Below are 22,863 nucleotides of genomic sequence, written 5' to 3' on the forward strand. Positions count from 1 at the left end.
TTCCATTTCAGGCAAGTATCCCGTGCTGAAGTTCCCATTGTGGCAACACCGCGGCCTCCACAGGATGAGGGACGTACCGATCCGGCACGAACCCTGAGGTTTTCATGATCGTCATCACTGCTCCCACCGGGAACATCGGCCGCCACCTGCTGCCCCTGCTCCTGGAGTCCGCCCCCGCCCACGACGAGGAATTGCGCGTGATCGTGCGCGACCCCGCCCGCCTTCCCGACGCGGTGCGCGAACGCGTCGAGGTGATCACCGGCTCGCACGGCGACGCCGGGGTCGTCGACCGGGCCTTCGAGGGCGCGGACGCCGTGTTCTGGCTCGTTCCCCCGGACGCCTCCCTGGCCCCGCAGGACGCCTACTGCGGCTTCACCCGCCCCGCCGCGAAGGCCCTCGCCGCGCAGGGCGTCGGCCACGTCGTCGGCGTCTCCGCGCTCGGCCGCGGCACCCCGCTCGCCGACCGCGCGGGACTCGTCACCGCTTCCCTCGCCATGGACGGCCTCCTCGCCGACACCGGCGTCGCCTACCGGGCCCTGGCCAACCCGTCCTTCTTCGAGAACCTCCTGGAGGAGGCCGACTCGATCCGCGAGAAGGGCGTCTTCACCGACGCCGTCGACGCCGACCGCAAGGCTCCCCTCGTCGCCGTGGCCGACATCGCGGCCGTCGCCGCCGGCCTGCTGCTGGAGCGCTCGTGGACCGGCAGCGACAGCGTCCCGGTCCTCGGGCCGCAGGACCTGTCCCCCAACGACCTGGCCCGCATCATGACCGAGCAGCTCGGCCGCCCCGTCCGCTACGAACGCCAGCCGCTCGACGAGCTGTACACCACCCTCGTCGGCTACGGCCTCAACGAGGCGTTCGTCCAGGGCATCGCCGACATGAAGCGGGCCAAGGACGAGGGCCTCGACGCGGGCGTCACCCGCACCCCGGACACCGCCTCCCGCACCACCTTCGAACGGTGGTGCGCCGAGACCCTCAAGCCCGCCGTCCTCTCCTGAAGACGCGCCATCCCGTCACCGGAACACAAGACGCCCGCCGCACCAGAACGATCCACCACTTCGGAGGCACCCGTCATGCCCGCTGAGGCAACCGCCCCGCCGGTCACCGCGTTCATGCTCATCAAGACCCAGCCCGAGTGGCTGGCCATGACCCCACAGGAACGGGTGAACGCTTTCACCACCCAGGTGATCCCCGCCATCAAGGCCAAGACCACCGGTGTCCGGTCACGCTTCTACGACACGGAGTTCTACTCCACCCGCGTCACCGACGTCTGGGTCTGGGAGGCCGACGACCACGACGCCTACCAGCTCCTCATCGACGCGCTGCGCGAAACCCCGTTCTGGGACCGCTACTTCGAGGTCGTCGACCTCCTCGTCGGCGCTGAGAACGGCTACGCCCGCACCTACGGCCTCGACCCCGTGGCCACCCTCAGCACCTGATACACCGCCCGACCCGCGCTGCCGTTGTCCGCCGGCTCCAAGGGCCGGAGGGCAACGGCGCAGGGCGTGCTCGACGCGGGAGCGGCCCGCCTGGGGCTGTCGTCAGCGCGGGAGGGACCTGAGGCGGTCCGCCCCTTCGGCCACCACCGTCATCCCGGGCGCGATCTCCGTGAACCCGGCATCGCGCACCACGGGCAGACCGCTGCGGGTCAGCTCCTCCCACTGCGCGCGCCCGGCGGCCCGTACGGACAGCGGGAACCCGGCCGCGCGCCAGGCCGCCCGCTCCTCCTCGGACAGCTCCCACCAGGCCAGCTGCGCACCATGCCCGACCTGCGCCATCTCCTTGCCCGCCGACATCTCCAGCCCGGGGTTGAGCCACAGCACCGGTGCCTCCGCGGCGGGCGCACCGAGCGGCTCTGGATCGTCCAGTTCCGTGCCCGAGACCTGTAGCCGCGCCAGGTCCTTCGGCCAGCCGTCCAGCGGCACCGGCGGGAAGACCCGCACCTCGGCGCGGTGGCCGGTGACGGTGATGCCCGGCAGCGCCTCGGCCCGCCGCCACTCCGCGCCGCGCGCCCGCCGCACCACCTTCCGGATCCGGGCGTCCTGCCAGTCCCGCACCGCCGCGGCCCACTCGCCGTCCCCGGCCGACCGCTCGTCCGACAGCAGCACCAGCACCGCCCGCGCCGCCGTCTCCAGCGCGTCCGTACGCGCCGGGGGCTCGGCCCGCTCGATCCGCGCGACGAGCGGCAGCACGAATTGCGGTGCCGCGTCCCGGTCGGTTTCTTCGTGGCGCACAGGGCTGTCGGAGTCGTTGCCGGGCTGTCCGGCGGTCTCGGTACTGGTCACCCGCTCAGTCTGCCAGCCGCCACTGACAGCGGCCCCGGCCCCGGCCCCGACCCGGCTCCCGCCCTCCTGCCCTCCCGCCCCGCCGCCCCGGCTCCCGGCGGCCTCCCGGTGAGAGGGATGGCCAACTCCGCCTGCCCGGGCCTGGGTTGCCCCACGTAAGACGGGGCGGAACGCGCCCCCTGGCGGGCGCCGGGCCGCCGGTCCGGCTACCGTCGGGGACGGCGGAGCGGACGGGGCCGCCCGGAGGCAGCGGAGGTGCCGGAACGCATGAGGCTGGACGGGGTGGGGCGCCGCTACGGAGTGCGTGGCCCCTGGGTGCTGCGGGACGTGCAGCTCGACGTGCCCGAAGGCGCGCTGCTGCGGGTCGAAGGGACCAACGGCAGCGGGAAGTCCACCTTGCTGCGGCTGCTGGCAGGGATCGACCGGCCCAGCACCGGACGTATCACCGGCCGCCCGCGCGGCGCCTATGTGCCCGAACGGTTCCCGGCCGCGCTGCCCTTCACCGCCGCCGGCTACCTCACCCACCTCGGCCGCATCCACGGCCTGCGCGGCCCCGAAGCGGCCCGTCGCGCCACCGAGTGGCTCGAACGCTTCGGGGCGGCCGGCCATGCGCCCACCCGGATGGCCGAGCTGTCCAAGGGGACGAGCCAGAAGGTCGCGGTCGCCCAGGCGTTGCTCGCCGAGCCCGAACTCCTGGTCCTGGACGAGGCCTGGACCGGTCTGGACCGCGGCGCGCGTGACGTGCTCGACCGCGTGGTCGCCGAGCGGGTCGCGGACGGCGGCACCGTCGTGTTCGTCGACCACGACCCGCAGCGGCTGGCGGGCGCGGCCGACGCCCGCTACCGGGTCACGGACGGGCGGGTGGTGGCCCACGAGGAGAGCGGGACGGCGGCGGATGCGACGGCCGTGGCCGGTCCCTGCGTGGTCATCGAGGCCGAGGGCGCACCGCGCAGCCTGCCGGCCGCCGGAGCGCCGCAGCTGCCCGGCGGACCGGAGATCGCGCCCGGACCGGACGGGACGACCCGGCTGACGGTTCCGGCCGCGCACTCCGACGCCCTGCTGCGCGCCCTGCTCACCGCCCATCCGCCCTGGCACATCCGCGCGGTCACCGCCGCCCCACGGCCGCACGGCGCCCCCGGCACCGCCCCTGTCACCGACGATGCCCCCGCACCCGATGAGGCCCCGCTCCCGTGATCGCTCTCCTCCGCTATCAGACGGCACTGCTCATCGGCTCCTACCGCTGGCTGCCGCCGGTCATCCTCTACGCCGTCTGGCTGACCATCGGCATCCGGAGCGGCGACCCGATCCTCGGCACGTTCGGCTACGCCGCCGGCGGCCTGCTGCCGGCCGCCGTATGGCTGACCCGGGTCTGTGTCACCAACGAGCCGCCGGCCGCCCGCAATTGCACCGCGGCCGCCGCCGGGCCCGGCCGGGTGCACCTCGCCTGTGTGCTGACCGCGGCCGCCACCGGGCTGCTGCTCGCACTCATCGGTACGGCAGTGGTCCTGTCGCTGGCGGACCCGCACTCCAACAACCACAACGTGGCCGTTCCGGTCCTGCCCGCGGCCTTCTCCGGGCTGCTCGCCGCGCTGGTGTGTCTGCTGATGGGCACCGCCATCGGCGCCCTGAGCAACTGGCCGGTGCTGCGCAGCACCGGCTGGAGCATCCCGGCGGGCCTGATCGCCGCCCTGCTGCTGTCGGTGCTGGGCGCCTCGCCCGCCAACGCCGCCGTATCGGGACTGGTCACCGGGTCCCTCCACGGGACCGTCAGCACCCCCTGGCTGCCGCTCGCCGTCACCGCCCTGATCGCGGCCGCCGCCACCGCCGCCGCCTGCGCCCTGAGTTCCCGCCGGAGCTGAGGGGTTGGGCGGGTAGATGGGGCTGAGGTGTCGGGTGGGCGGACGGCGCCGAGACGTCGGGCGAACGGTCAGGGTGGGTCGCCGGAGCTGAGCCGGCGCGGCCGAGACGCCCTCCGGATTTCTCCCCCGCCCCCTCCCCCTCTCCCCCTTCGGGGGAGGGGGCGGGGGTGGGTTCGGGGGTGGGGGGGGAGAGCGGCGTACGGCGGTCCGCCTGCTCCGGCTGACCGGCGCCCCGCCCCTGCTGTGTCAGCCAGTGCCCGGCCCCTGCTGCGTCAGCCAGTGCCCGCTGCGTCAGCCAGTGCCCGCTGCGTCAGCCAGTGCCCCGCCCCTGCTGCGTCAGTGGTGCCAGGGGCCGGTCACCGCGAACGTCGTTCCCGGCGTATAGCAATTGACGTACATCGTCCGGTGGTCGGGCGAGAACGTCACGCCCGCGAACTCGCCCCACTCCGGCTTCTCCGGGGTGCCGATGTTCTGCCGGCCGCGCGCCATCGCATAGACCGCGCCGCGCCGGGTGAGGCCGAAGACGTGCTGGGCGCCCTCGCCGTCCTCGCACACCATCAGGCCTCCGCTGGGCGCGAGGGTGATGTTGTCGGGGGATTCGCCGGGCAGTTGGAGGTCGCTGTCCGGGCCGAAGACGACGACCTGGGTCAGCCGCCGCTTCTTCGGGTCGTACTTCCACACCTGCCCGTAGTGGTCGGCCGCCGAGCCGTCTTTGCGGTGCGCGAAGCTGGAGACGAAGTAGACGCAGGAGCCGCCCCAGTAGCAGCCCTCCAGCTTCTGGGCGTGGGTGATGCCGCCGGGGCCGAAGTCCTGGAAGCGGATCGGGGTCTCACGGGCGAGCGGATCGGGCACATCCACCCAGGTGACGTGGTCGAAGGTGGTGCCGGGCCGCTGGATGGTGGACAGGTCGGGCACGCCGGGGACGCGCAGCGCCTGGAGGCGGCCGCCCGCCCGCAGCGAACCGCGGCCGCCCCTCGGCTTGTTGGGCAGGAAGCGGTAGAACAGGCCGAAGGGCTTGTCGAAGGCGTCCTCGGTCTCGTAGACGGTGCCGGTGCCGGGGTCCACGGCGATCGCCTCGTGCTGGAAGCGGCCCATCGCGGTCAGCGGGACCGCGCCGGTGCGCCGCGGGTCGTAGGGATCGACCTCGAAGATGAACCCATGGTCCTTGGTGTAGTTCTCCTCGCCGGCCCGGAGCTCGGTCTCCTCGCAGGTCAGCCAGGTGTTCCAGGGGGTGGGGCCGCCCGCGCAGTTGGTGGAGGTGCCGGCGATGGCGACCCGCTCGGAGCGCACCGTGTTGTCCGGGCCGAGTTCCAGGGCCGTGCAGCCGCCTTCACCACCGGGGTCGTACGTCAGGTCGCGGACCCGGGGGACGGCTTGGCGGGAGCCCGTACGGTTCTCGTGGTTGCGGACGAGGCGGGTGCCGCCGTGGTGGCCGGAGGAGCCGGGGGAACCCGGAGAACCCGGAAAAGCAGCCATGCCGTCGCAGTTGCTGGGTACCTTGCCCTCCCCTGAGCGCAGCGGGTCGCCTTCCCGGGAGAGGACCCGGTAGCGGAAGCCCCGGGGGAGGTCGAGCAGGCCGTCGGGGTCGGGGACCAGCGGGCCGTAGCCGCGCTGCCCCATGCTCTGGGCGGTCGCGGTCCCCGTGAAGAGCTCCGTGAGGCTTCCGGAGAAGGCGATTCCCGCCCCGAGCGCACCGGTTCTTGCCAGGATCTGACGTCGTGTCGCGGACATGGGCAACTCCCTGTTGGCGGACAGGTGAAGTGACCCGCTCGTGTGTACCATGCGGCCGGGCCGCCGGGAACCAGGCTGCGCCCCCGGTGTTTCCGCCAGGCGCCCCGTCTACCGGGAGTTGCCGGCCACCAGGGGGCCCGCGTCGCGTGCCAGCGCCGTCAGCCGGGAGATCGCCCGGAAGTACTTCTTGCGGTAGCCGCCGCGCAGCATCTCCTCGCTGAACAGCTCGTCGAAGGCCTTGCCGGAGGTCAGCACCGGCACCTCACGGTCGTAGAGCCGGTCCGCGAGGACGACCAGGCGCAGCGCCGTGGACTGGTCGGGCACCGCCTGGACGTCGGTGAGGCAGACCGCCTCGATGCCGTCGCACATCGCGCCGTAGCGGCTGGGGTGCACCTTGGACAGATGCTCCAGCAGGGAGGGGAAGTCGTCGAGCGAGGCGCCGGGCGTGCGGTACGCCGTGCGGGTGACGGTCTCGTCGTCATACGGGGCGGGCGCGTCGGGCAGACCGCGGTGGCGGTAGTCCTCACCGTCGATCCGCAGTGGACGGAACTGGGCGCTCAGGCCCTGGATCTCGCGCAGGAAGTCGGCGGCGGCGAAGCGGCCCTCGCCGAGCTTGCCGGGCAGCGTGTTGGAGGTGGCGGCCAGCGCCACACCGGCATCCACCAGCTTGCCGAGCAGGGTGGAGACCAGGACGGTGTCGCCGGGGTCGTCCAGTTCGAACTCGTCGATGCACAGCAGCTTGTGCTCGCCGAGGGTGCGTACGGTCTGCTGGAAGCCGAGCGCGCCCACGAGGTTCGTCAGCTCGACGAAGGTGCCGAAGGCCTTCTGCTCTGCCGGGGCGGGGGTGGCGTGCCACAGGGAGGCGAGCAGATGGGTCTTGCCGACGCCGTAGCCGCCGTCCAGATAGACACCGCGCGGGCCCTTCGGGGCGGCCGGCTTCTTGGCGAACCAGCGTCGCTTGCCCGAGCCGGCCCGTCCGGCGTCGATGCTCTCCGCGAAGTCGCTGAGGACCTGGACGGCCTCGGACTGGCTGGGCTGCTTCGGGTCCGGGATGTAGGTGTCGAAGCGGGCGCCCTGGAAGCGCGGCGGCGGCACCATCTCGGCCACCAGACGGTCGGCCGGGACGTGCGGGGCGCGGGCGGTGAGCGCGGCGGGCGCCGCATCGTCCCCGTCGGCCGGCGGTCCGGCTATGGGGTCGGGCTGCGGGGAAGAGGACTGGGAAGGCGACACAGCCGTCCAGCCTATCTCGTGTGCGGTGGCCGCCGGTCCCGTGAGCGAGGCATGTCACACTGCCGCCATGCGACGCCTGTTCCCTCTCTCCGCCCCCTCCGTACCGGCCCCTGACGCCGAGAACACCGTGGTGGGGGCGCTCGACCCCACGGACCGCGAGTGGACGCTCGACGAGCTGGCCGACGCCTATGCGTACCCGGCGGCGGACGATCCGGTGCGCTCGGGGCGCACCGGCTGGCTGCGGGCGAACATGGTGTCCTCCGTGGACGGCGCGGCCCATCACGAGGGCCGCTCGCAGCCGCTCTCCAGCGATGCCGACATGCGGATCTTCGGGGTGCTGCGCGGGCTCGCGGACGCGGTGGTGGTCGGCGCGGAGACCGTACGGCAGGAGGGTTACCGGCCCGCCCGGGCCCGGGAGGCGTTCGCCGCCCGCCGGGCCGCCGCAGGGCAGGGCCCGGCCCCCGCCATCGCCGTGGTGACCGCCGGCCTCGGGCTGGACTTCACCCTGCCGCTGTTCACCGAGCCGCTGGTCCCCACCCTGGTGCTGACCGGCGCGGGCGCGCCGGCCGACCGGGTGGCCGAGGCCCGTGCCGCGGGCGTGGAGGTGCTGTTCGCCGGGGAGGGGCAGGGCGTCGATCCGGCCCGGGTGGCCGGGTTGCTGGCCGGACGGGGGCACACCCGGCTGCTGACGGAGGGCGGGCCGATGCTGCTGGGGCAGTTCGCGGCGGCCGGTGCGCTGGACGAGCTGTGTCTGTCGCTGGCGCCGGTGGTCGCGGTGGGCGACGCGCCGAGGATCATGAACGGTCCCGCGGTGCCGGTACCGGAGCGGTTCGCCCTGGCCTCGGTATTGGAGGAGGCCGGGTTCCTGTTCACCCGCTACCGTCGGTCCTGACAATCGGCGGAATTATCTGTTCCGCTTAGCTTCCGTTGGGCACACTAAAAGCCAACAGGTCCCGCACGGCGACGGGGCAGGATGGTGTCTGTCGGGCTCCGTGCCATGCGGCGCCCCGGAAGAGAAGAAGGGCGTCCGTCGTGTTCACGAGCGTATTGATGATCGAGAAGCCACTGACGCCGGCCGATGTGGAGTTTGTGACCACGCTGCACGGCGATGACCGGATCTCGTTCGTCGTGCTCATGCAGCCTCGCGGTAAGCAGGATGTTCTGCTACGGGCCATCGACGATGTCGCCCTCGGTGAGTTCGACGACGCCGTACGGGAGGGCGAGGAACCGGGCGGCGCCCGGGCCGAGGCCCCCGCCGAGCTGGCCCTCGCCCACACCCTCCAGGCGCTGCGCGACACCGGCGCGGAGGCCGTCGGACAGGTGGTCGAGGACCATCCGCTGGACCTGCTGCGGTCCGTCGTCGACCAGACCGGCGCGGACGAGGTGATCGTGCTGACCACCCCGCACTTCGTGGAGGAGTTCTTCCACCGCGACTGGGCCTCCCGCGCCCGCCACAAGGTCGGCGTCCCGGTCCTCAAGCTCTTCTCGCACGCGGCGGACGACCAGCCCCAGGGGACCGGCGGGGGCTGACCGGACCACCGTTGCCGGGCCGTCCGTCCCGTTACGGGCGGGTGCCGGGCCCGGGGCGGAGCCGGCCGTCCCGCACCTCGGCGACCGTGTCCGCCGCCTCCAGATGCGCGGGGTCGTGGGTGACCAGCACCGTCGCGGTGGCGCGCTCCCGGGTGAGGGTGCGCAGCAGAGCGAGCACCGCGGCACCCCGTTCGTGGTCCAGTGCGCTGGTCGGCTCGTCCACCAGCAGCACCGCGGGCTCGTTCATCAGCGCCCGCGCGATATTGACCCGCTGCCGCTGGCCGCCCGACAGCTGATGCGGCCGCCGGCCGGCCTGACGCTCCAGGCCGACCGCGGCCAGCAGCTCCCGTGCCCGGGCCCGCGCCGTGCGCGGCGGGCGGCCGTCCAGATGAGCCATCACCTGGAGCTGTTCGGCGGCGGTCAGCGACGGCAGCAGGTTCGGCTGCTGGAAGACCGTGCCGAGGGTGGTGCGGCGCAGCGTCGTCAGCTCGGCCCGGCCCAGCCCCGCGGTGTCGGTGCCGTCGATCACCACCCGTCCGTGGTCCGGCCCGATCAGCGTGGCGGCGACCGCGAGCAGGCTGGACTTGCCGGATCCCGACGGGCCGATCACCGCGGTCAGACAGCCGGGCGGCACGGTCAGCGAGACCTCGTCGAGTGCGGTCAGCCGGGCGTCGCCGTCGGGGTAGGTGAGGGTGACATCGGTCAGTTCGAGGCTCATCGGGCACTTCCCAGGGCGGTCAGCGGGTCCACGGACGTGATGCGGCGGATGGCGAGCGCGGCGCCGGCGGCACCCAGCGCGATCATGATCAGGGCGGGGGCCAGCACGGTGGACGGGGCGAGCACGAAGGGCACCGTGCCGCCGATCCCGGCTCCCACCGCGGCCGCCGCGGCGGTGCCCAGGCCGGTCCCGGTCACCAGCAGGACGACGGCCTGGCCGAGCGCGTCGCGCAGCAGAGCGCCGGTCGAGGCGCCCAGCGCCTTCAGGACGGCGACATCCCCGCCGCGCTGGATCGTCCACACGGTGAAGAACGCCCCGATGACCAGCGCGGAGATGACGAACAGAAAGCCGCGCATCAGCTGGAGTGAACCGTTCTCGGCGGCGAACGAGCCGATGGCCTGCAACGCGTCGTCGGTGTCGACGGTCCTCGTGCCGAGCGCCTTGTCGGCGGCCGCCAGAGCGGCCGTCCCGGAGGTGGAGAGGGCGAGCACGGTCGCGCCCGTGGAGTTGCCGGACACGCCGTCCTTCCCTGAGGTGGCGCTCCCGCCGGCCGGCCCGGAGCCGCCCGCCAACGCCCGCCAGTCCTCCAGCGACGTCCAGACCACCGGCGTATGGCTGTACATCGCCGCGCCCGACACCGCCGCGACCCGCAGCGTCCGCCCGCCCAGCGTCAGCGCGCCCCCGGCCCGCACCCCGAGCGAGGCCGCGGCCTTCTCGGACAGCACCACCGCACCGTCACCGACACGCCCCGGCGCCGCCGCCGACCCCGGCCGCACCCCGAACGCCGACACCGCGGCGGTCCGGCCGCCCGCCTCGGCCTTCGTGGTCACGATCCCCAGCGGGTCGGCATGCCGCACGCCCGGCACCCGCGCCCAGGCTCGGACCGTCCGCTCCGAAAGCCGCGAATCGGTGAAGGCGACGCCCCTGCCGTCGGCGGGCGCCGAGAACACCAGGTGGTCGGCGGGCAGCGCGGTGAGGGCCGAGGTGTTCTCCCGGCCCAGGCCCGCCGTCAGGCCCGACAGCAGACCCACCAGCGCCGTGATCAGCACGATGACGGTGCCCATCAGGGCGAACCGCCCCTTGGCGAATCTCAGGTCCCTCCAGGCGACGAACACAGACGGAGCCCTCCTTGGATCGGGGGTGCCGGACCCACTGCCCGGCGCCGGCTCCCACCGTCGCCTCCCGGGCGGGCCCCGGACATCGCGCCGAGGAGCGGTCCGCCGGGATCGAACGGTGCGCCCCGGAGTCAACCCTTTGGTTGATGCCGCAGGTGGGGACGGCACTTAGCCTGAGGAAGCCGTGACCGAAGAAGCCGTGACCGCTCACACCCTCACCCCCGTCCTGCGGGGCCTGCGCAGCTGCCTGCACCTGATGGTGGCCGCGCTGCTCGCGCTCGCCGCCGTACGCGCCCTGGCCGAGCACGCCCCGGACGCCCCGGCCGTGCTCGCCACCGCCGTGGCGCTGTTCGCCGTGTACGCCGCCGGCCCCCGGCTGCCCCGTCTGCGCAGCTCCACCGGCGCCGCCGCCCTCTGGCTCGCCGCCGTGGCCCTGCTCTGGACGGTGCTGCTCGCCCTCACCCAGGACGGCGTCTGGCTGGCCTTCCCGCTGTTCTTCGTCCAGCTGCATCTGCTGCCGCTGCACGGAGCCCTGCCCGCAGTCGTGGCCACCACCGTGGTCGCCGTCGCCGGATTCGGGTGGCACACCCACACCCTGAGCGTCGGCACGGTGCTCGGCCCGGCCCTGGGCGCCGCGGTCGCCGTCGCGGTCGTCCTCGGCTACGAGGCCCTCTACCGGGAGAGCGAACAGCGCCGCCGTCTCATCGAGGAGCTCACCGCGGCCCGCAGTGAACTGGCCGCCGCGGAACACGCCGCCGGCGTGCTCGCCGAACGCGAGCGCCTGGCCCGCGAGATCCACGACACCCTCGCCCAGGGCCTGTCCAGCATCCAGCTGCTGCTGCGGGCCGCCGAGCGCGCCCTGCCGCAGCGGCCCGGCACCGCCCTCGGCCATGTCCGGCAGGCCCGCACCGCCGCCGTCGGCAACCTCGCCGAGGCGCGCCGCTTCGTGCGTGCGCTGAGCCCGCCCGACCTGGAGGCCGGGTCGCTGCCCGCCGCCCTGGAGCGGCTGTGCGCCACCACGGCCCGTACCTCCCCGCTCGCCGTGCACTGCCAGGTCTCCGGCGTGCCCACCGCGCTCCCCACCGCGCACGAGGTCGCCCTGCTGCGCATCGCCCAGTCCGCGCTCGCCAACACGGTCCGGCACGCCGGTGCCGGGCGGGCCGAGCTGACCCTCAGCTACATGGACACCGAGGTCGTGCTGGACGTCGTCGACGACGGCGCGGGGTTCGTCCCCGCCGAGGTGCCCGCCCCCGGCTCCGCGGCGGCCCGCGGCACCGGGTTCGTCCCCGCCGAGGTGCCCGCCCCCGGCTCCGCGGCGGCCCGCGGCACCGGGTTCGGCCTCGCCGCGATGCGCGCCCGGGCCCGCGCCCTCCAGGGCACCCTCGTCGTCGAGTCCGCACCCGGGGAGGGCACCGCGGTCGCCGTCACCCTCCCGTGCCCCGCCACCGCGTCCGTCCCTGCCCCGTCCGCCCCGGACCCCGCGCCAGACCCGGCGCCCGGCGCCGCCCCGGAGGCCGCCTCGTGACCGCCACGGGCACCCCCATCCGGCTGCTGCTCGCCGACGACCACCCCGTCGTACGCGCCGGGCTGCGCGCCGTCCTGGAGACCGAACCGGACTTCGAGATCGTCGCCGACGTCCCCACCGCCGAGCAGGCCGTCGGCCTCGCCGCGCGGCTGGCGGCCGACGTGGTCCTCATGGACCTCCAGTTCGGCGGCCGGATGCTCGGCTCCCAGGCGACCGCGGCGATCACCGCCCGCCCCGGCGCCCCGCGCGTCCTCGTCCTGACCACGTACGACACCGACGCCGACATCCTCGCCGCCATCGAGGCCGGCGCCACCGGCTACCTCCTCAAGGACGCGCCGCCGGAGGAGCTGGCCGCCGCGGTACGCACCGCCGCCGCCGGGAAGTCCGCGCTCGCCCCCACCGTCGCGCTGCGGCTCATGGACCGGATGCGCACGCCCGCCACCGCGCTCTCCCGCCGGGAGACCGAGGTCCTCCAGCTCGTCGCCGACGGGCTGTCGAACGCGGCGATCAGCAAACAGCTCTTCCTCAGCCAGGCGACCGTCAAGTCCCACCTCGTCCACATCTACGCCAAGCTGGGCGTGGACTCCCGTACCTCCGCGGTCGCCGCCGCCACGGCACAGGGCCTGATCCGCCGCTGAGCGCCGTCGCCGGGCCGTTCCGCAGCCGCCGTTCCGCAGCCGTCCGCCGGGCTGTTTCCGCACCCGGCCGGGGTCCGAGGACCGGCGCTGTCGGTGCCGGGTGCGAGAATCATCGACAGCACGACAGAACGACCGCACCACCGCTCGCGATGATCGACGATCAGGGAGACCCACCCATGGCACCCGCCATCCCAGCCTCGATGGACCGGCCGCACTTCATCGGCATCGGCGGAGCCGGTATGTCGGGCATCGCCAAGATCCTCGCGCAGCGCGGCGCCCAGGTGGCGGGCAGCGACGCGAAGGACTCCGCGACCGCCCGGGCCCTGCGTGCCCTCGGCGCCACGGTCCACATCGGCCACGCCGCCGGACATCTCGCCGAGGACGCCACCAGCGTCGTCGTGTCCTCCGCGATCCGCCCGGACAACCCCGAGCTGGCCGCCGCCCATGAGCGCGGCATCCCCGTCGTGCACCGCTCCGACGCGCTCGCCTCCCTCATGGACGGCCTGCGCCCCATCGCCGTCGCCGGTACCCACGGCAAGACGACGACGACCTCCATGCTCGCCGTCTCCCTCGGCGCCCTCGGCCTCAAGCCCTCCTACGCCATCGGCGGCGACCTCGACGCCCCGGGCTCCAACGCCGAGCACGGCTCCGGCGAGATCTTCGTCGCCGAGGCCGACGAAAGCGACCGCAGCTTCCACAAGTACGCCCCCGAGGTCGCGATCATCCTCAACGTGGAGCTCGACCACCACGCCAACTACGCCTCGATGGACGAGATCTACGAGTCGTTCGAGACCTTCGTCGGCCGCATCCGCCCCGGCGGCACCCTGGTCATCGCCGCCGACCACCCCGGCGCCCGCGAGCTGACCGCCAAGATCGCCGGCCGTCACGACATCGAGGTCGTCACCTACGGCGAGTCCCCGGACGCCGACGTCCGCATCCTCAAGGTCAACCCCCGCGGCCTGACCAGCGATGTCACGGTCACCCTCACCAGCGGCAAGATCCTCACGTTCACGGTCTCGGTCCCCGGCCGGCACTACGCCCACAACGCCGTCGCCGCCCTGGCCGCCGGCGTCGCCCTGGGCCTCGCGCCGCACAACCTCGCCTCCGCGCTCGGCAAGTACACCGGCGTCAAGCGCCGCCTCCAGCTCATGGGCGAGGCGGCCGGTGTGCAGGTCATCGACTCCTACGCGCACCACCCCACGGAGATGACCGCCGACCTGGAAGCCATCCGCGGCGCCGCCGAGGGCGCCCGCGTACTGGTCGTCTTCCAGCCGCATCTCTTCTCCCGCACCCAGGAGCTGGGCACGGAGATGGGCCAGGCCCTCGCCCTCGCCGACGCCTCCGTGGTCCTGGACATCTACCCGGCCCGCGAGGACCCGATCCCGGGCGTCACCAGCGCCCTGATCATCGACGCCGCGCGTACCGCCGGCGCCGATGTCACCCCCGAGAGCGACCAGGCCGCCGTCGCGGACGTCATCGCCGGAATGGCGAAGCCCGGTGACCTTGTTCTCACCATGGGCGCGGGCGATGTGACCGACCTCGGCCCCGCCATCCTGTCCCGCCTGGGCAGCTGAGCTGAGGAGGACCCCAGATGCCGTACGAGATCGACAAGCCCGACGAGCAGTGGCGCGCCGAGCTGACCCCCGCGGAGTACCAGGTGCTGCGCCAGGCCGGCACCGAACCCGCCGGTGTCGGTGAGTACACCGACACCAAGACCGAGGGCGTCTACTCCTGCCGCGCCTGCGGCGCCGAGCTCTTCCGCTCCGACACCAAATTCGAGAGCCACTGCGGCTGGCCGTCCTTCTACGACCCGAAGGACTCCGACGCCGTCGAGCTCATCGAGGACCGCAGCCACGGCATGGTCCGCACGGAGGTCCGCTGCGCCCGCTGCGGCTCCCACCTGGGCCACGTCTTCCGGGGCGAGGGCTACCCGACGCCCACGGACCAGCGCTACTGCATCAACTCGATCTCCCTGCGCCTGGCTCCGGACGAGGCGTGAGCGGCGGGGGGCGGTAGCCGCCCCCCGCCGATCCGGGACTCGCGACGTCGTCGAGTTCCGCTTCCCCGTCGGGTGGGACATGGCGTGGCCGCAGGACGCGAACCTGCGGCCACGGCTCCACCCCTCCGCGTGGGCGCACGGCTCAGCCGCAGGTGATGCGGGGGTTGCCCCAGTCGGCGTGGTCGGAGTCGTTCCCGTTGCCGCCGTCGGTGACCACCAGCCGTAGCTCGCTGCCGCCGGTGAGGTCCGCAGTGAGACGCTTCGCGGGCTGGTTCACCGTCATCAGCCCGCTGTCGGCGACCTTCGTGCCGTCCCGGTAGATCTGGAAGACCGCGGAGCCGTTCGCGCCCACCTCGTCGTCGAGGCCCACGTCCACGCCGAGGGCGGAGCAGGTGCCGCCGAGCTGGTAGGCGATCTCGCTGTTGGCGTGGGCCCCCAGGCCTTCGGAGTAGCCGGTCCCCTGGATGGTGAGGGGATGCCCGTCGATGCTGCTGTTCGGCCTGAACGGGGCGAAGCTGTATTTCTGGGAGCTCCACGACCGGGCGCTCAACGGCATGGTGTGGCCGGCCGGCGGTTTGTCCGCGGGCCCGGGGCGGGGCGAGTGCGACGGCTTCGCCGGCGACGAGGGCCGGGAGCTCGGGCGCTTCGGCTTCTTGCTGTGCGTGGGGGACGGGGAGCCCGAGGGAGAACGGGAAGCCGTGGCGGAGCTCCTGGCGGACGCGGACGGCGGCTGGTCCGTGGCGGGGGCCGAAGAGTGGTCCGACCGGTCGCGGCGCCCGGCCGTGGCATCGTCGCGCTCCGGGCCGAACAGCGGGCCGACGGATATGGCGACGCCGGCCAGGACGGCCACGGCGACCGCGAGCACGGTGATCCGGGCCGGTGAGAACCGTGCCCGCCGGACCTTGTCCGGTGCGGCGGCCGGGACCGTCCCCGAGAAGCTCAGGCCGGCCGTGGGCGCGCCGCCGGCGCCGGATGGCCGGGCGCCGTCAGCGGGGCCGGGGCCTTCCTCCGGCTGGGCGGCCAGCCAGGACGCGAAGTCGTCACGTAGCTCGGTGTTGCGGGCGGTGCGGTGCCAGGCGGCGGCGGTATGGCGTACCGCCGCGAGCAGCGCGGCCCGCCAGGCCGGATCGGCCCCCTCTTCCGGGCCGGGGGAGTGCAGGACGTGGTCGATGGCCTCCTTGGCCAGATCCGCCGAGGCCTGGGACGAGCGGCAGCAGTCACGAGCGTGGGCCAGCACGGCCGCGTAGTGCCGTTGATGGAACTCGTTGAGGGCTTCCTGGCCCGCCCGAGCCGGGCCGTCCGGAGCAGGTGTGCCGAACGGAGCGTCGGTCGCTCCGCCGCCGGGCCGGGCTGCCGCACGGATACGCCGGACGAGCTCGGTGTCGGAGGGTGCTGTCCCACCGGTGGTGTCGCAGTGCTCTTGCATGAGTGGGCAATGACCCTTCAACGTCCTGACGGGCCATGAAAAATACCGCAGGCAGGGCGGATATCCGGCGGCCGGTGCGGCGTTCGGCACCGGATGGGCCGAGGGGACTCGCCCCCCCATCCGCCCCCCGTCACGCCATCACCACGATCCCCGTCACCACCAACCCCGCCCCCACGAGCCAACGGCCGCTGAATTCGGTGAGTTCCCTGCCGTCGACCACGGGGCCGGGGACGAGGAGGCGGGCGGTGAAGGTGGAGTTCGACGGGTCGAGGGTGAGGTGGGCCTCCTCGAAGTCGAGCCAGCGATGGGTGAGGGGGTACCACGCCTTGTAGACGGACTCCTTGGCGCTGAACACCAGCCGGTCCCAGCAGACTTCGGGCTGCGCTGCGGCCAGCCGGCGCAGCTGGACGCGTTCCTCGGGGAGGGTGACGAGGTCGACCACGCCGGGGTCCTCCACGGGCAGGTGGGGCTCGGCGTCCAGGCCGATCGTCCGTACGTCCGCCGAGCGGGCCACCGCGGCGGCGCGGTAGCCCGCGCAGTGCGTCATGGCGCCGACGATGCCCGGCGGCCACTGCGGCTCCCGGTTGGGGCCGGGGAGCAGGGGCGCGGGGGCGATGCCCAGTTCGGCCAGGGCGTCGCGGGCGCAGCCCCGTACGGTGCCGAACTCCTGCTGTCGCTGGGGCACGGCGCCGGACACCAGCGCCCACTCCTCGGGGAACATCTCGGACACCGGGGCGTCGTGGAAGGCCTCGGCGGTCACGACCGGGGCCGGCAGCAGCTTGTCGATCATGCGAGGGTCCCGGTGGCTCCGGCGGCGACGGTGGCCGGTGCGGGCAGGATCCGGACCGGGCGGCCGGGTGTGCCGGTGCGGCGCTGCCACTCCCGCGGATAGCCGAGCGACACCTCCTGATGGGGCACGCCGTCGCAGACCAGCAGCCGTGGGATGTGCAGGTGGCCGTAGACCACGGTGGCGGCGCGGAACCGGCGCGGCCAGTCGGCGGTCGCCTCCGTCCCGCACCACAGCGCGAAATCGGGGTACCACAGGGGCCGGGTGGGCTCGCGCACCACCGGCCAGTGATTGACGAGCACGGTGGGCAACTCCGCGGGCAGGGCGGCGAGCCGGGCCTCGGTGGCGGCCACCCGCGCCTGGCACCACGCCTCCCGCGTCGGATACGGGTCCGGGTGCAGGAAGTGCTCGTCCGTGCACACGACCCCGGCTTTCTCGGCCCGGGCGAGCGCCTCTTCCTTGGACGTCGTCCCCGGCTGCCGGAAGGTGTAGTCGTAGAGCAGGAAGAGCGGTGCGATGACGGCCGGGCCGCCGGTGCCCTCCCAGACGGGGTACGGGTCCTCGGGGGTGAGCACGCCCAACTCCCGGCAGATCTCGACCAGATGCTCATAGCGCGCCACGCCGCGCAGCTGGACCGGGTCGTGCTCCGGCGTCCACAGCTCGTGATTGCCGGGCACCCAGACCACCTTGGCGAACCGGCTGCTGAGCAGGGTGAGCGCCCAGCGGATGTCGGAGACGCGCTCACCGACGTCGCCGGCGACCAGCAGCCAGTCCTCGTCGGACTCCGGTCGTAACGCCTCGACGATGTCGCGGTTCTCCTGGTAGCGGACGTGCAGATCGCTGACGGCCACCAACGTGCCGCGCCCGCCGCCCCGTGAGGCACCCGGAGCGGGCGTGGCGGTGGGTGCGGGCGTGGGGGTGGGGCCGGTGGCGCCGGACGTGAGGGTGCGGATCTCGTAGGTCACCATCGAAGTAAAGACGGTGCGACGGAGAGAGTGAAGGGCGACCGGGGTGGCGGGGCTCCGCGTCACCGGCCTGGCGGTGGGGGAGCCGGCCGGCCGCCGGGGCCGGTGCCGGGAGCGCCACCGCGGCGGATGCGGGTGGCCAGCCAGAGGTCGAAGCGGTCGTCGGGGTCGTCGAGACGGCGGCCGGTGAGGTCCATCGCCTTGTCGAGGCGGTTGCGCACGGTGTGCCGGTGGACGCCGAGCCGCCGGCTGGTGGCGTCCCAGGCGCCGCCGGTCTCCAGCCACGCCGCCAGGGTGGCGATCAGCTCCTCGCCGTGGTCCGCGAGATCGAGCGGGCCGAGCACGCTGTCGGCGTAGCCGTGCAGCGTACGGCGGTCGCCCAGGTCGAGCAGCAGCCGGCTGGCCTGGCTCTGCCGCGCCTCCGCGGGCGCTCCGCCCGACCGGCTGACGGCGAGCAGCCCGGCCGCCTGGCGCACGGACACCCGTACCGCCTCGGGTGCGGTGGCCGGGCCGATACCGGCCGGGCAGTGCGGGGCGAAGCGGGCGAGCACCTCGCGGATGTCCAGCTCCTCGCCGACCACCGCCTCGATGACCGCGCCCGGCGCCCCGCCCACGACCCTGACCAGGCCGCCGGGAACCGCCAGCGCCAGATCGGCGGCCATCTCCTGCGCGGCGCCGTCCACGGCCGCGTCCGCCGACCCGTCCACGGCCCCGTCCGCCGACCCGGATGCCGCGAGGCCGGTGGCCGTACGGCCCGGGGCGCCCCCTGCCTCCACCACGACGCCCCGCACCCGCTCGGCCGTCAGCCCCGCCGAGCGCAGCATGTCGCGGGCCCGGTCGGCGGTCGGATCCTCGTCGGCCAGCAGCTCCGACAGCAGCGCTGACCTGCGGCGGCGCTCCGGCTCGTCGCGAAGGTGGCGGCGCTCCAGTTCCAGCGAGAGCAGGGAGACCAGGCCGGGTACGACCGAACGGGCGGCGTCGTCCGGGCGGCCGGTGAGCAGCAGCAGACCGCGCAGCCGCCGCGCGCCCAGGGGCTGTACCTCCAGCTGCTGCCCCGCGGCCGTGCTGGCGGCGCTGCCGCGCAGTCCGCGCGCGGCAACCCGTTCGAGCAGATCGTGCGCCTGCGCCGGCAGGGCCCGCTGTTCGTGCTCGCTGGTGGCGAGCAGCCGCCCGAGCGGGTCGAGCACCGTCGCGCCCACACCGGTGGCCGCCGTCCACTCCGTCAGCATCGGCCGCAGCCCGTCGCCGGCCGCCGCGGCCGTCAGCCGCCGCTGGGTCGCGAACGCCCGGTGCAGCAGCGCGCGCTGTTCGTCGGCCCGTGCGTCGAAGACCGCCTTGGTGACGGCGATGAACGGCACCTCGTCCGGCACCGTCAGCAGCGGCAGCCCGGCCTCCTCGGCCGCCGCCACCAGCGCCTCCGGCGCCTCCTGGTACGGCAGGCCCTGCCCCAGCCCGAGCGCCAGACACGCCGCTCCGCCCTCGGCCGCGTCCCGGACGTACGCCCGGCAGGCGGCGGGCTCCATCGGCAGCAACAGCCCGATCGTCATGAGGAGTTCACCGCCCTGGAGCCACTTCCCCGGCGTCGGCAGATCCGAGACCGTGGCCGCTTCGATCGTGCGGGCCAGCAGCTCCGGCGGCACGTCGTAGGTGACCGACAGGCGGAGATCGGGCCGGGCCAGGAGGTCGGAGATACGCAGGGGCATGGACACAGTGTCCATCACCTCCCCGTGGAGTGGACGATCAGGCGAGCGGGGCTGGGGCGGTCGTGGACACGGCGGCGACCGTGGACCGGCCCCCCGACGGCCGTGGGGGCGCCACGGGACCGGTCCACGGGCCCTGGCTCTGCGGATGAAGGAAGGCGGTGCGGCCCGTTATGGTCGAGAGGTGTGGCAGTGGGGTTTCTTCCTCGCTCCCCGACCCGATGAAGGGACGTGAGCGCACTATGCAGGCGGCGTTTCTGGTGGCTCCAGAGGGCATCGAGCAGGTCGAGCTGACCCGGCCGTGGAAGGCGGTGACCGACGCGAGCGGCGGCCCGACACTGGTCTCCACCCGCACGGGGAAGGTGCAGGCGTTCAACCACCTGGACAAGGCGGACACCTTCCCCGTCGATCTGACGGTGGACGAGGCGACCGCGGCGGACTTCGACGGGCTGGTGCTGCCCGGCGGGGTGGCCAATCCGGACGCACTGCGCCTGGACGAGCGGGCCGTGGCGTTCGTCAAGTCGTTCTTCGACGCCGGGAAGCCGGTGGCCGCCATCTGCCATGCCCCGTGGACGCTCATCGAGGCCGATGTGGTGCGCGGCCGCACCCTGACCTCCTGGCCCAGCCTGCGGACCGACCTCCGCAACGCGGGCGCCACCTGGGTCGACGAACAGGTCCAGATCTGCACCAGCGGACCGAACACCCTGATCACCAGCCGGAAGCCGGCCGATCTGGAGGCCTTCTGCGCGGCGTTCATCTCCGAGTTCTCGCACTGAGGCCGACCGGCCGCCCGCGGGCGGCCGCGCTACGGCCCGAGCACCACCGCCGCCTCCGGCGGCAGCCGCAGCACGCCGTCCGCACCGGGTACCCGGGCCTCCGGCCAGCCCGCCAGCGCCCGCAGCCCCGCCCCGCCGCCCGGACCGCCGCTGTCCCCGTCCGGGCCGTCGCCGACCACCGGGATGGCGGCCGTGGTGTCCCGCGCGAGATTGACCGCCACCCGTAGCGGGCCGCGCCGCAGCAGGAGCCAGCGGGCCTCCTCGTCGTAGCGGACGGCCGTGTGGCGCGGATCGGGGTCGGTCAGCGGCGGCAGCTCCTGGCGCAGCGTCAGCAGCGTGCGGTGCCAGGCCAGCAGCGCGGTATGCGGCTCCACGGCGGGTTCGCTCCAGTCCAGGACGCAGCGGTCGCGGGTCGCCGGGGCCTGCGGATCGGGCCAGTCGTCGGCGTGGCCCGCCCACTCGTGCGCGGCGAACTCGCGGCGCCGCCCGGCCCGTACCGCCTCCGCCAGCTCCGGGTCCGTGTGATCGGTGAAGTACTGCCACGGCGTGGTCGCGCCCCACTCCTCGCCCATGAACAGCATCGGTGTGAAGGGCGAGCACAGCACCAGCGTGGCGGCGCAGGCGAGCAGCCCGGGGGAGAGCCCGGCGGCGAGCCGGTCGCCGAGCGCACGGTTGCCGATCTGATCGTGCGTCTGGGCGTAGGCCAGCAGGCGGTAGGCGGGCGTCACCCGCAGATCGAGCGGTGCGCCGTGCGCCCGGCCGCGGAAGCCGGAATACCCACCGTCGTGGAAGAAGCCGCCGGTCAGCGTCTTGGCGAGGGCGGCGAGCGGGGCGCGTGCGAAGTCGGCGTAATAGCCCTGGGATTCACCGGTGAGCGCGGTGTGCAGGGCGTGATGGAAATCGTCGTTCCACTGGGCGTGCAGACCGTGTCCGCCGTCGGTCCGCGCCGCGGTGGTGCCCGGATCGTTGAGATCGGACTCGGCGACCAGGAACAGCGGCCGCCGCAGCTGCTCCGCCAGCGCGTCGACGGCGGCGGACAGTTCGGCCAGGAAGTGCGGACTGCCGTCGTCGTGCAGCGCATGGACGGCGTCCAGCCGCAGCCCGTCGAGCCGGTAGTCACGCAGCCACGAGAGCGCGCAGCCGAGGAGGTAACCGCGCACCTCGTCGCTGCCGGGGGCGTCGAGATTGACCGCGGCGCCCCACGGCGTGTGATGGGTGTCGGTGAAGTACGGCCCGAACGCCGGGAGCGGGTTGCCGGACGGGCCGAGGTGGTTGTGCACCACGTCGAGCACGACCCCCAGACCGTGGCCGTGCGCGGCGTCCACGAACCGCTTGAGCCCGTCCGGCCCGCCGTACGGCTCGTGCACCGCCCACGGCGCGACCCCGTCGTACCCCCACCCGTGGGTGCCGGGGAACGGGCAGACCGGCATCAGGGAGATATGGGTGATGCCCAGGTCGGCGAGGTGCCGCAGCCGCGCCGCCGCGGCGTCGAAGGTTCCCTCGGGGGTGTACGTCCCGATGTGCAGCTCGTAGAGGGCCGCGCCGGGCAGCGGGCGGCCGCGCCAGGGATGCCGCCAGCCGAACCGTTCGTGCTCGACGACCGCCCCGGGCCCGCCGGGGCCCTCCGGCAGCCGCGCGGCACGGGGATCGGGCAGCGGCGGCCCGCCGTCGAGCCGGAAGCCGTACCGTTCCCCGTCGTGGGCCGGCGCCTCGGTGCGCCACCAGCCCGCGCGGCCGGCCGCGCGCTCCATCGGAACGTCCGCTTCACCGGCCCGGTCCCCCGCCCACCGAAGAGCGACCCGCCCGGCCTTCGGAGCCCACACCTCGAACAGCACGGCCGTCCTCCTTCGTTCGGTCCGGTCCCTGACGAAGAAAGCATGTTGCCGCGCCGCCCGACAGTCCGACGTGGCGATACGGGCCGACATCGCGCCATCCCACTGGGCCGTTCCGGCGAGCCCATGCGCCCACCTGCGCGTCCCGCGCACCTACATCGCCTGGACAGCGGCTCGCGGTGGCCGGAGAATCTCGGTATGACTTCGCTCGAGTTCCCTGCGCGCCCGGCGCGCCCGTCGGACGCCGACCGGGAACGCGCCCTCGATCTGCTGCGCGACGGCGCGGCACAGGGACGGCTGTCCCAGGACACCTTCCTGCGGCGTCTGGAACTCGTTCTCACCGCCCAACAGCAGTCGGAACTCGACCTGGTCACGGCCGACTTGGCGAGCCGCGGCAAGGTTCAGGGCGTCATGCTGCGGATGGTGGGCCGGGTGTCGGCGTTCCACCTCCGGGTGCGCCGCGCCTGGCGCATGGAGCGGCTGCCGAAGCTGCTGCTGCCGGAGCCGGGCCCGCTCCCGCTGCTCATAGGGCGGGCCCCCGGCGTGGGCCTGCGCCTCAACCACGAGACGGTCTCCCGCGCCCACGCCGAACTCCGCAGCGTGGGCAAGGGATGGCTGCTGCGCGACCTCGGCTCCACCAACGGCACCTGCGTCAACGGCCGTCGTGTGGTGGGCGAGGTGCCGGTCGGCCCCGGCGACCACATCACGTTCGGCCGGGTGGACTACGTCCTGACGGAGCGCTGAGCG

General features: G+C 74.0%; 22 protein-coding genes. 12 read left to right on the forward strand and 10 right to left on the reverse strand.

What is annotated here, in order from left to right; translation table 11 throughout:
* Positions 1–104 precede the first annotated feature (104 nt).
* Positions 105–998 carry an NAD(P)H-binding protein gene (locus M8I34_RS04005; protein WP_250047902.1) on the forward strand — a complete coding sequence of 298 codons (894 nt, stop codon included), beginning with the start codon at positions 105–107 and terminating at the stop codon, positions 996–998.
* A 75-nt stretch (positions 999–1,073) separates the two neighbouring features.
* On the forward strand, positions 1,074–1,439 hold the full coding sequence (locus M8I34_RS04010) for a darcynin family protein (protein ID WP_250047903.1): 366 nt from the start codon (positions 1,074–1,076) through the stop codon (positions 1,437–1,439).
* A gap of 102 nt (positions 1,440–1,541) precedes the next feature.
* On the opposite strand, the gene M8I34_RS04015 is transcribed toward M8I34_RS04010, so the two are convergent.
* Positions 1,542–2,285, reverse strand: a complete 744-nt coding sequence (locus M8I34_RS04015; protein WP_250047904.1) for a peptidyl-tRNA hydrolase — start codon at positions 2,283–2,285, stop codon at positions 1,542–1,544.
* 267 nt (positions 2,286–2,552) lie between these two features.
* Here M8I34_RS04015 and M8I34_RS04020 point away from each other — a divergent pair, with 267 nt between their 5' ends.
* Together M8I34_RS04020 and M8I34_RS04025 are read left to right on the forward strand one after the other, a co-directional pair.
* Positions 2,553–3,479, forward strand: a complete 927-nt coding sequence (locus M8I34_RS04020) for an ATP-binding cassette domain-containing protein (RefSeq protein WP_250047905.1) — start codon at positions 2,553–2,555, stop codon at positions 3,477–3,479.
* A complete protein-coding gene (locus tag M8I34_RS04025) occupies positions 3,476–4,144 on the forward strand; it encodes an ABC transporter (protein ID WP_250047906.1) in 669 nt (222 codons plus the stop codon). Before M8I34_RS04020 ends, M8I34_RS04025 begins: the two co-directional genes overlap by 4 nt.
* A gap of 336 nt (positions 4,145–4,480) precedes the next feature.
* Here M8I34_RS04025 and M8I34_RS04030 read toward each other — a convergent pair whose 3' ends face one another.
* Both M8I34_RS04030 and zapE read right to left on the reverse strand, forming a co-directional pair.
* Positions 4,481–5,875: an alkaline phosphatase PhoX gene (locus tag M8I34_RS04030; RefSeq protein WP_250047907.1), complete on the reverse strand. Its 1,395-nt coding sequence runs from the start codon at positions 5,873–5,875 to the stop codon at positions 4,481–4,483.
* 108 nt (positions 5,876–5,983) lie between these two features.
* Positions 5,984–7,105, reverse strand: coding sequence for a cell division protein ZapE (gene zapE / locus M8I34_RS04035; protein ID WP_250047908.1), 1,122 nt, complete (start codon positions 7,103–7,105; stop codon positions 5,984–5,986).
* Between the two features lie 67 nt (positions 7,106–7,172).
* Here zapE and M8I34_RS04040 point away from each other — a divergent pair, with 67 nt between their 5' ends.
* A complete protein-coding gene (locus tag M8I34_RS04040; RefSeq protein WP_250047909.1) occupies positions 7,173–7,997 on the forward strand; it encodes a dihydrofolate reductase family protein in 825 nt (274 codons plus the stop codon).
* Positions 7,998–8,137: 140 nt separating this feature from the next.
* Positions 8,138–8,635, forward strand: a complete 498-nt coding sequence (locus M8I34_RS04045; RefSeq protein ID WP_030992119.1) for a hypothetical protein — start codon at positions 8,138–8,140, stop codon at positions 8,633–8,635.
* Positions 8,636–8,666: 31 nt separating this feature from the next.
* Here the strand turns inward: M8I34_RS04045 and M8I34_RS04050 are convergent, their stop codons facing one another.
* Both M8I34_RS04050 and M8I34_RS04055 read right to left on the reverse strand, forming a co-directional pair.
* Positions 8,667–9,353, reverse strand: a complete 687-nt coding sequence (locus tag M8I34_RS04050; RefSeq protein ID WP_250047910.1) for an ABC transporter ATP-binding protein — start codon at positions 9,351–9,353, stop codon at positions 8,667–8,669.
* Complete coding sequence (locus M8I34_RS04055) at positions 9,350–10,468, reverse strand: ABC transporter permease (protein ID WP_250047911.1); 1,119 nt, start codon at positions 10,466–10,468, stop codon at positions 9,350–9,352. Before M8I34_RS04055 ends, M8I34_RS04050 begins: the two co-directional genes overlap by 4 nt.
* 184 nt (positions 10,469–10,652) lie before the next feature.
* On the opposite strand from M8I34_RS04055, the gene M8I34_RS04060 reads away from it, so the two are divergent.
* The 4 genes from M8I34_RS04060 to msrB all read left to right on the forward strand — a co-directional run bounded on the left by M8I34_RS04060 (position 10,653) and on the right by msrB (position 14,630).
* Positions 10,653–11,993 carry a sensor histidine kinase gene (locus M8I34_RS04060; RefSeq protein WP_250047912.1) on the forward strand — a complete coding sequence of 447 codons (1,341 nt, stop codon included), beginning with the start codon at positions 10,653–10,655 and terminating at the stop codon, positions 11,991–11,993.
* Positions 11,990–12,631, forward strand: a complete 642-nt coding sequence (locus M8I34_RS04065; protein WP_244418157.1) for a response regulator transcription factor — start codon at positions 11,990–11,992, stop codon at positions 12,629–12,631. Before M8I34_RS04060 ends, M8I34_RS04065 begins: the two co-directional genes overlap by 4 nt.
* Before the next feature lie 176 nt (positions 12,632–12,807).
* Entirely contained in the window at positions 12,808–14,205 is a 1,398-nt protein-coding gene (murC, locus tag M8I34_RS04070) for a UDP-N-acetylmuramate--L-alanine ligase (RefSeq protein WP_250047913.1), read from the forward strand.
* 17 nt (positions 14,206–14,222) lie between these two features.
* Positions 14,223–14,630, forward strand: a complete 408-nt coding sequence (msrB, locus tag M8I34_RS04075; protein ID WP_250047914.1) for a peptide-methionine (R)-S-oxide reductase MsrB — start codon at positions 14,223–14,225, stop codon at positions 14,628–14,630.
* A 142-nt stretch (positions 14,631–14,772) separates the two neighbouring features.
* Here msrB and M8I34_RS04080 read toward each other — a convergent pair whose 3' ends face one another.
* The 4 genes from M8I34_RS04080 to M8I34_RS04095 all read right to left on the reverse strand — a co-directional run bounded on the left by M8I34_RS04080 (position 14,773) and on the right by M8I34_RS04095 (position 19,511).
* Positions 14,773–16,056, reverse strand: a complete 1,284-nt coding sequence (locus tag M8I34_RS04080; protein WP_250047915.1) for an NPCBM/NEW2 domain-containing protein — start codon at positions 16,054–16,056, stop codon at positions 14,773–14,775.
* 130 nt (positions 16,057–16,186) lie between these two features.
* The gene (locus tag M8I34_RS04085; protein ID WP_250047916.1) at positions 16,187–16,846 is read right to left on the reverse strand and encodes a 4'-phosphopantetheinyl transferase; all 660 of its coding nucleotides are present in this window, start codon (positions 16,844–16,846) and stop codon (positions 16,187–16,189) included.
* Positions 16,843–17,808, reverse strand: a complete 966-nt coding sequence (locus tag M8I34_RS04090; RefSeq protein ID WP_374210852.1) for a metallophosphoesterase — start codon at positions 17,806–17,808, stop codon at positions 16,843–16,845. Before M8I34_RS04090 ends, M8I34_RS04085 begins: the two co-directional genes overlap by 4 nt.
* A 62-nt stretch (positions 17,809–17,870) precedes the next feature.
* A complete protein-coding gene (locus M8I34_RS04095) occupies positions 17,871–19,511 on the reverse strand; it encodes a PucR family transcriptional regulator (RefSeq protein WP_250047918.1) in 1,641 nt (546 codons plus the stop codon).
* A 239-nt stretch (positions 19,512–19,750) separates the two neighbouring features.
* Between M8I34_RS04095 and M8I34_RS04100 the strand changes: the two genes are divergently transcribed.
* A complete protein-coding gene (locus M8I34_RS04100) occupies positions 19,751–20,284 on the forward strand; it encodes a type 1 glutamine amidotransferase domain-containing protein (protein WP_250047919.1) in 534 nt (177 codons plus the stop codon).
* Positions 20,285–20,313: 29 nt separating this feature from the next.
* Here the strand turns inward: M8I34_RS04100 and treZ are convergent, their stop codons facing one another.
* A complete protein-coding gene (gene treZ, locus M8I34_RS04105) occupies positions 20,314–22,119 on the reverse strand; it encodes a malto-oligosyltrehalose trehalohydrolase (RefSeq protein WP_250047920.1) in 1,806 nt (601 codons plus the stop codon).
* 195 nt (positions 22,120–22,314) lie between these two features.
* Here treZ and M8I34_RS04110 point away from each other — a divergent pair, with 195 nt between their 5' ends.
* Positions 22,315–22,860 (forward strand): DUF1707 and FHA domain-containing protein, encoded by a 546-nt coding sequence (locus M8I34_RS04110; protein WP_244418149.1) that lies wholly within the window; start codon positions 22,315–22,317, stop codon positions 22,858–22,860.
* Positions 22,861–22,863: the final 3 nt, after the last annotated feature.

This window comes from Streptomyces sp. MCA2, from assembly GCF_023544705.1.
Classification (GTDB): Bacteria; Actinomycetota; Actinomycetes; order Streptomycetales; family Streptomycetaceae; genus Streptomyces; species Streptomyces decoyicus.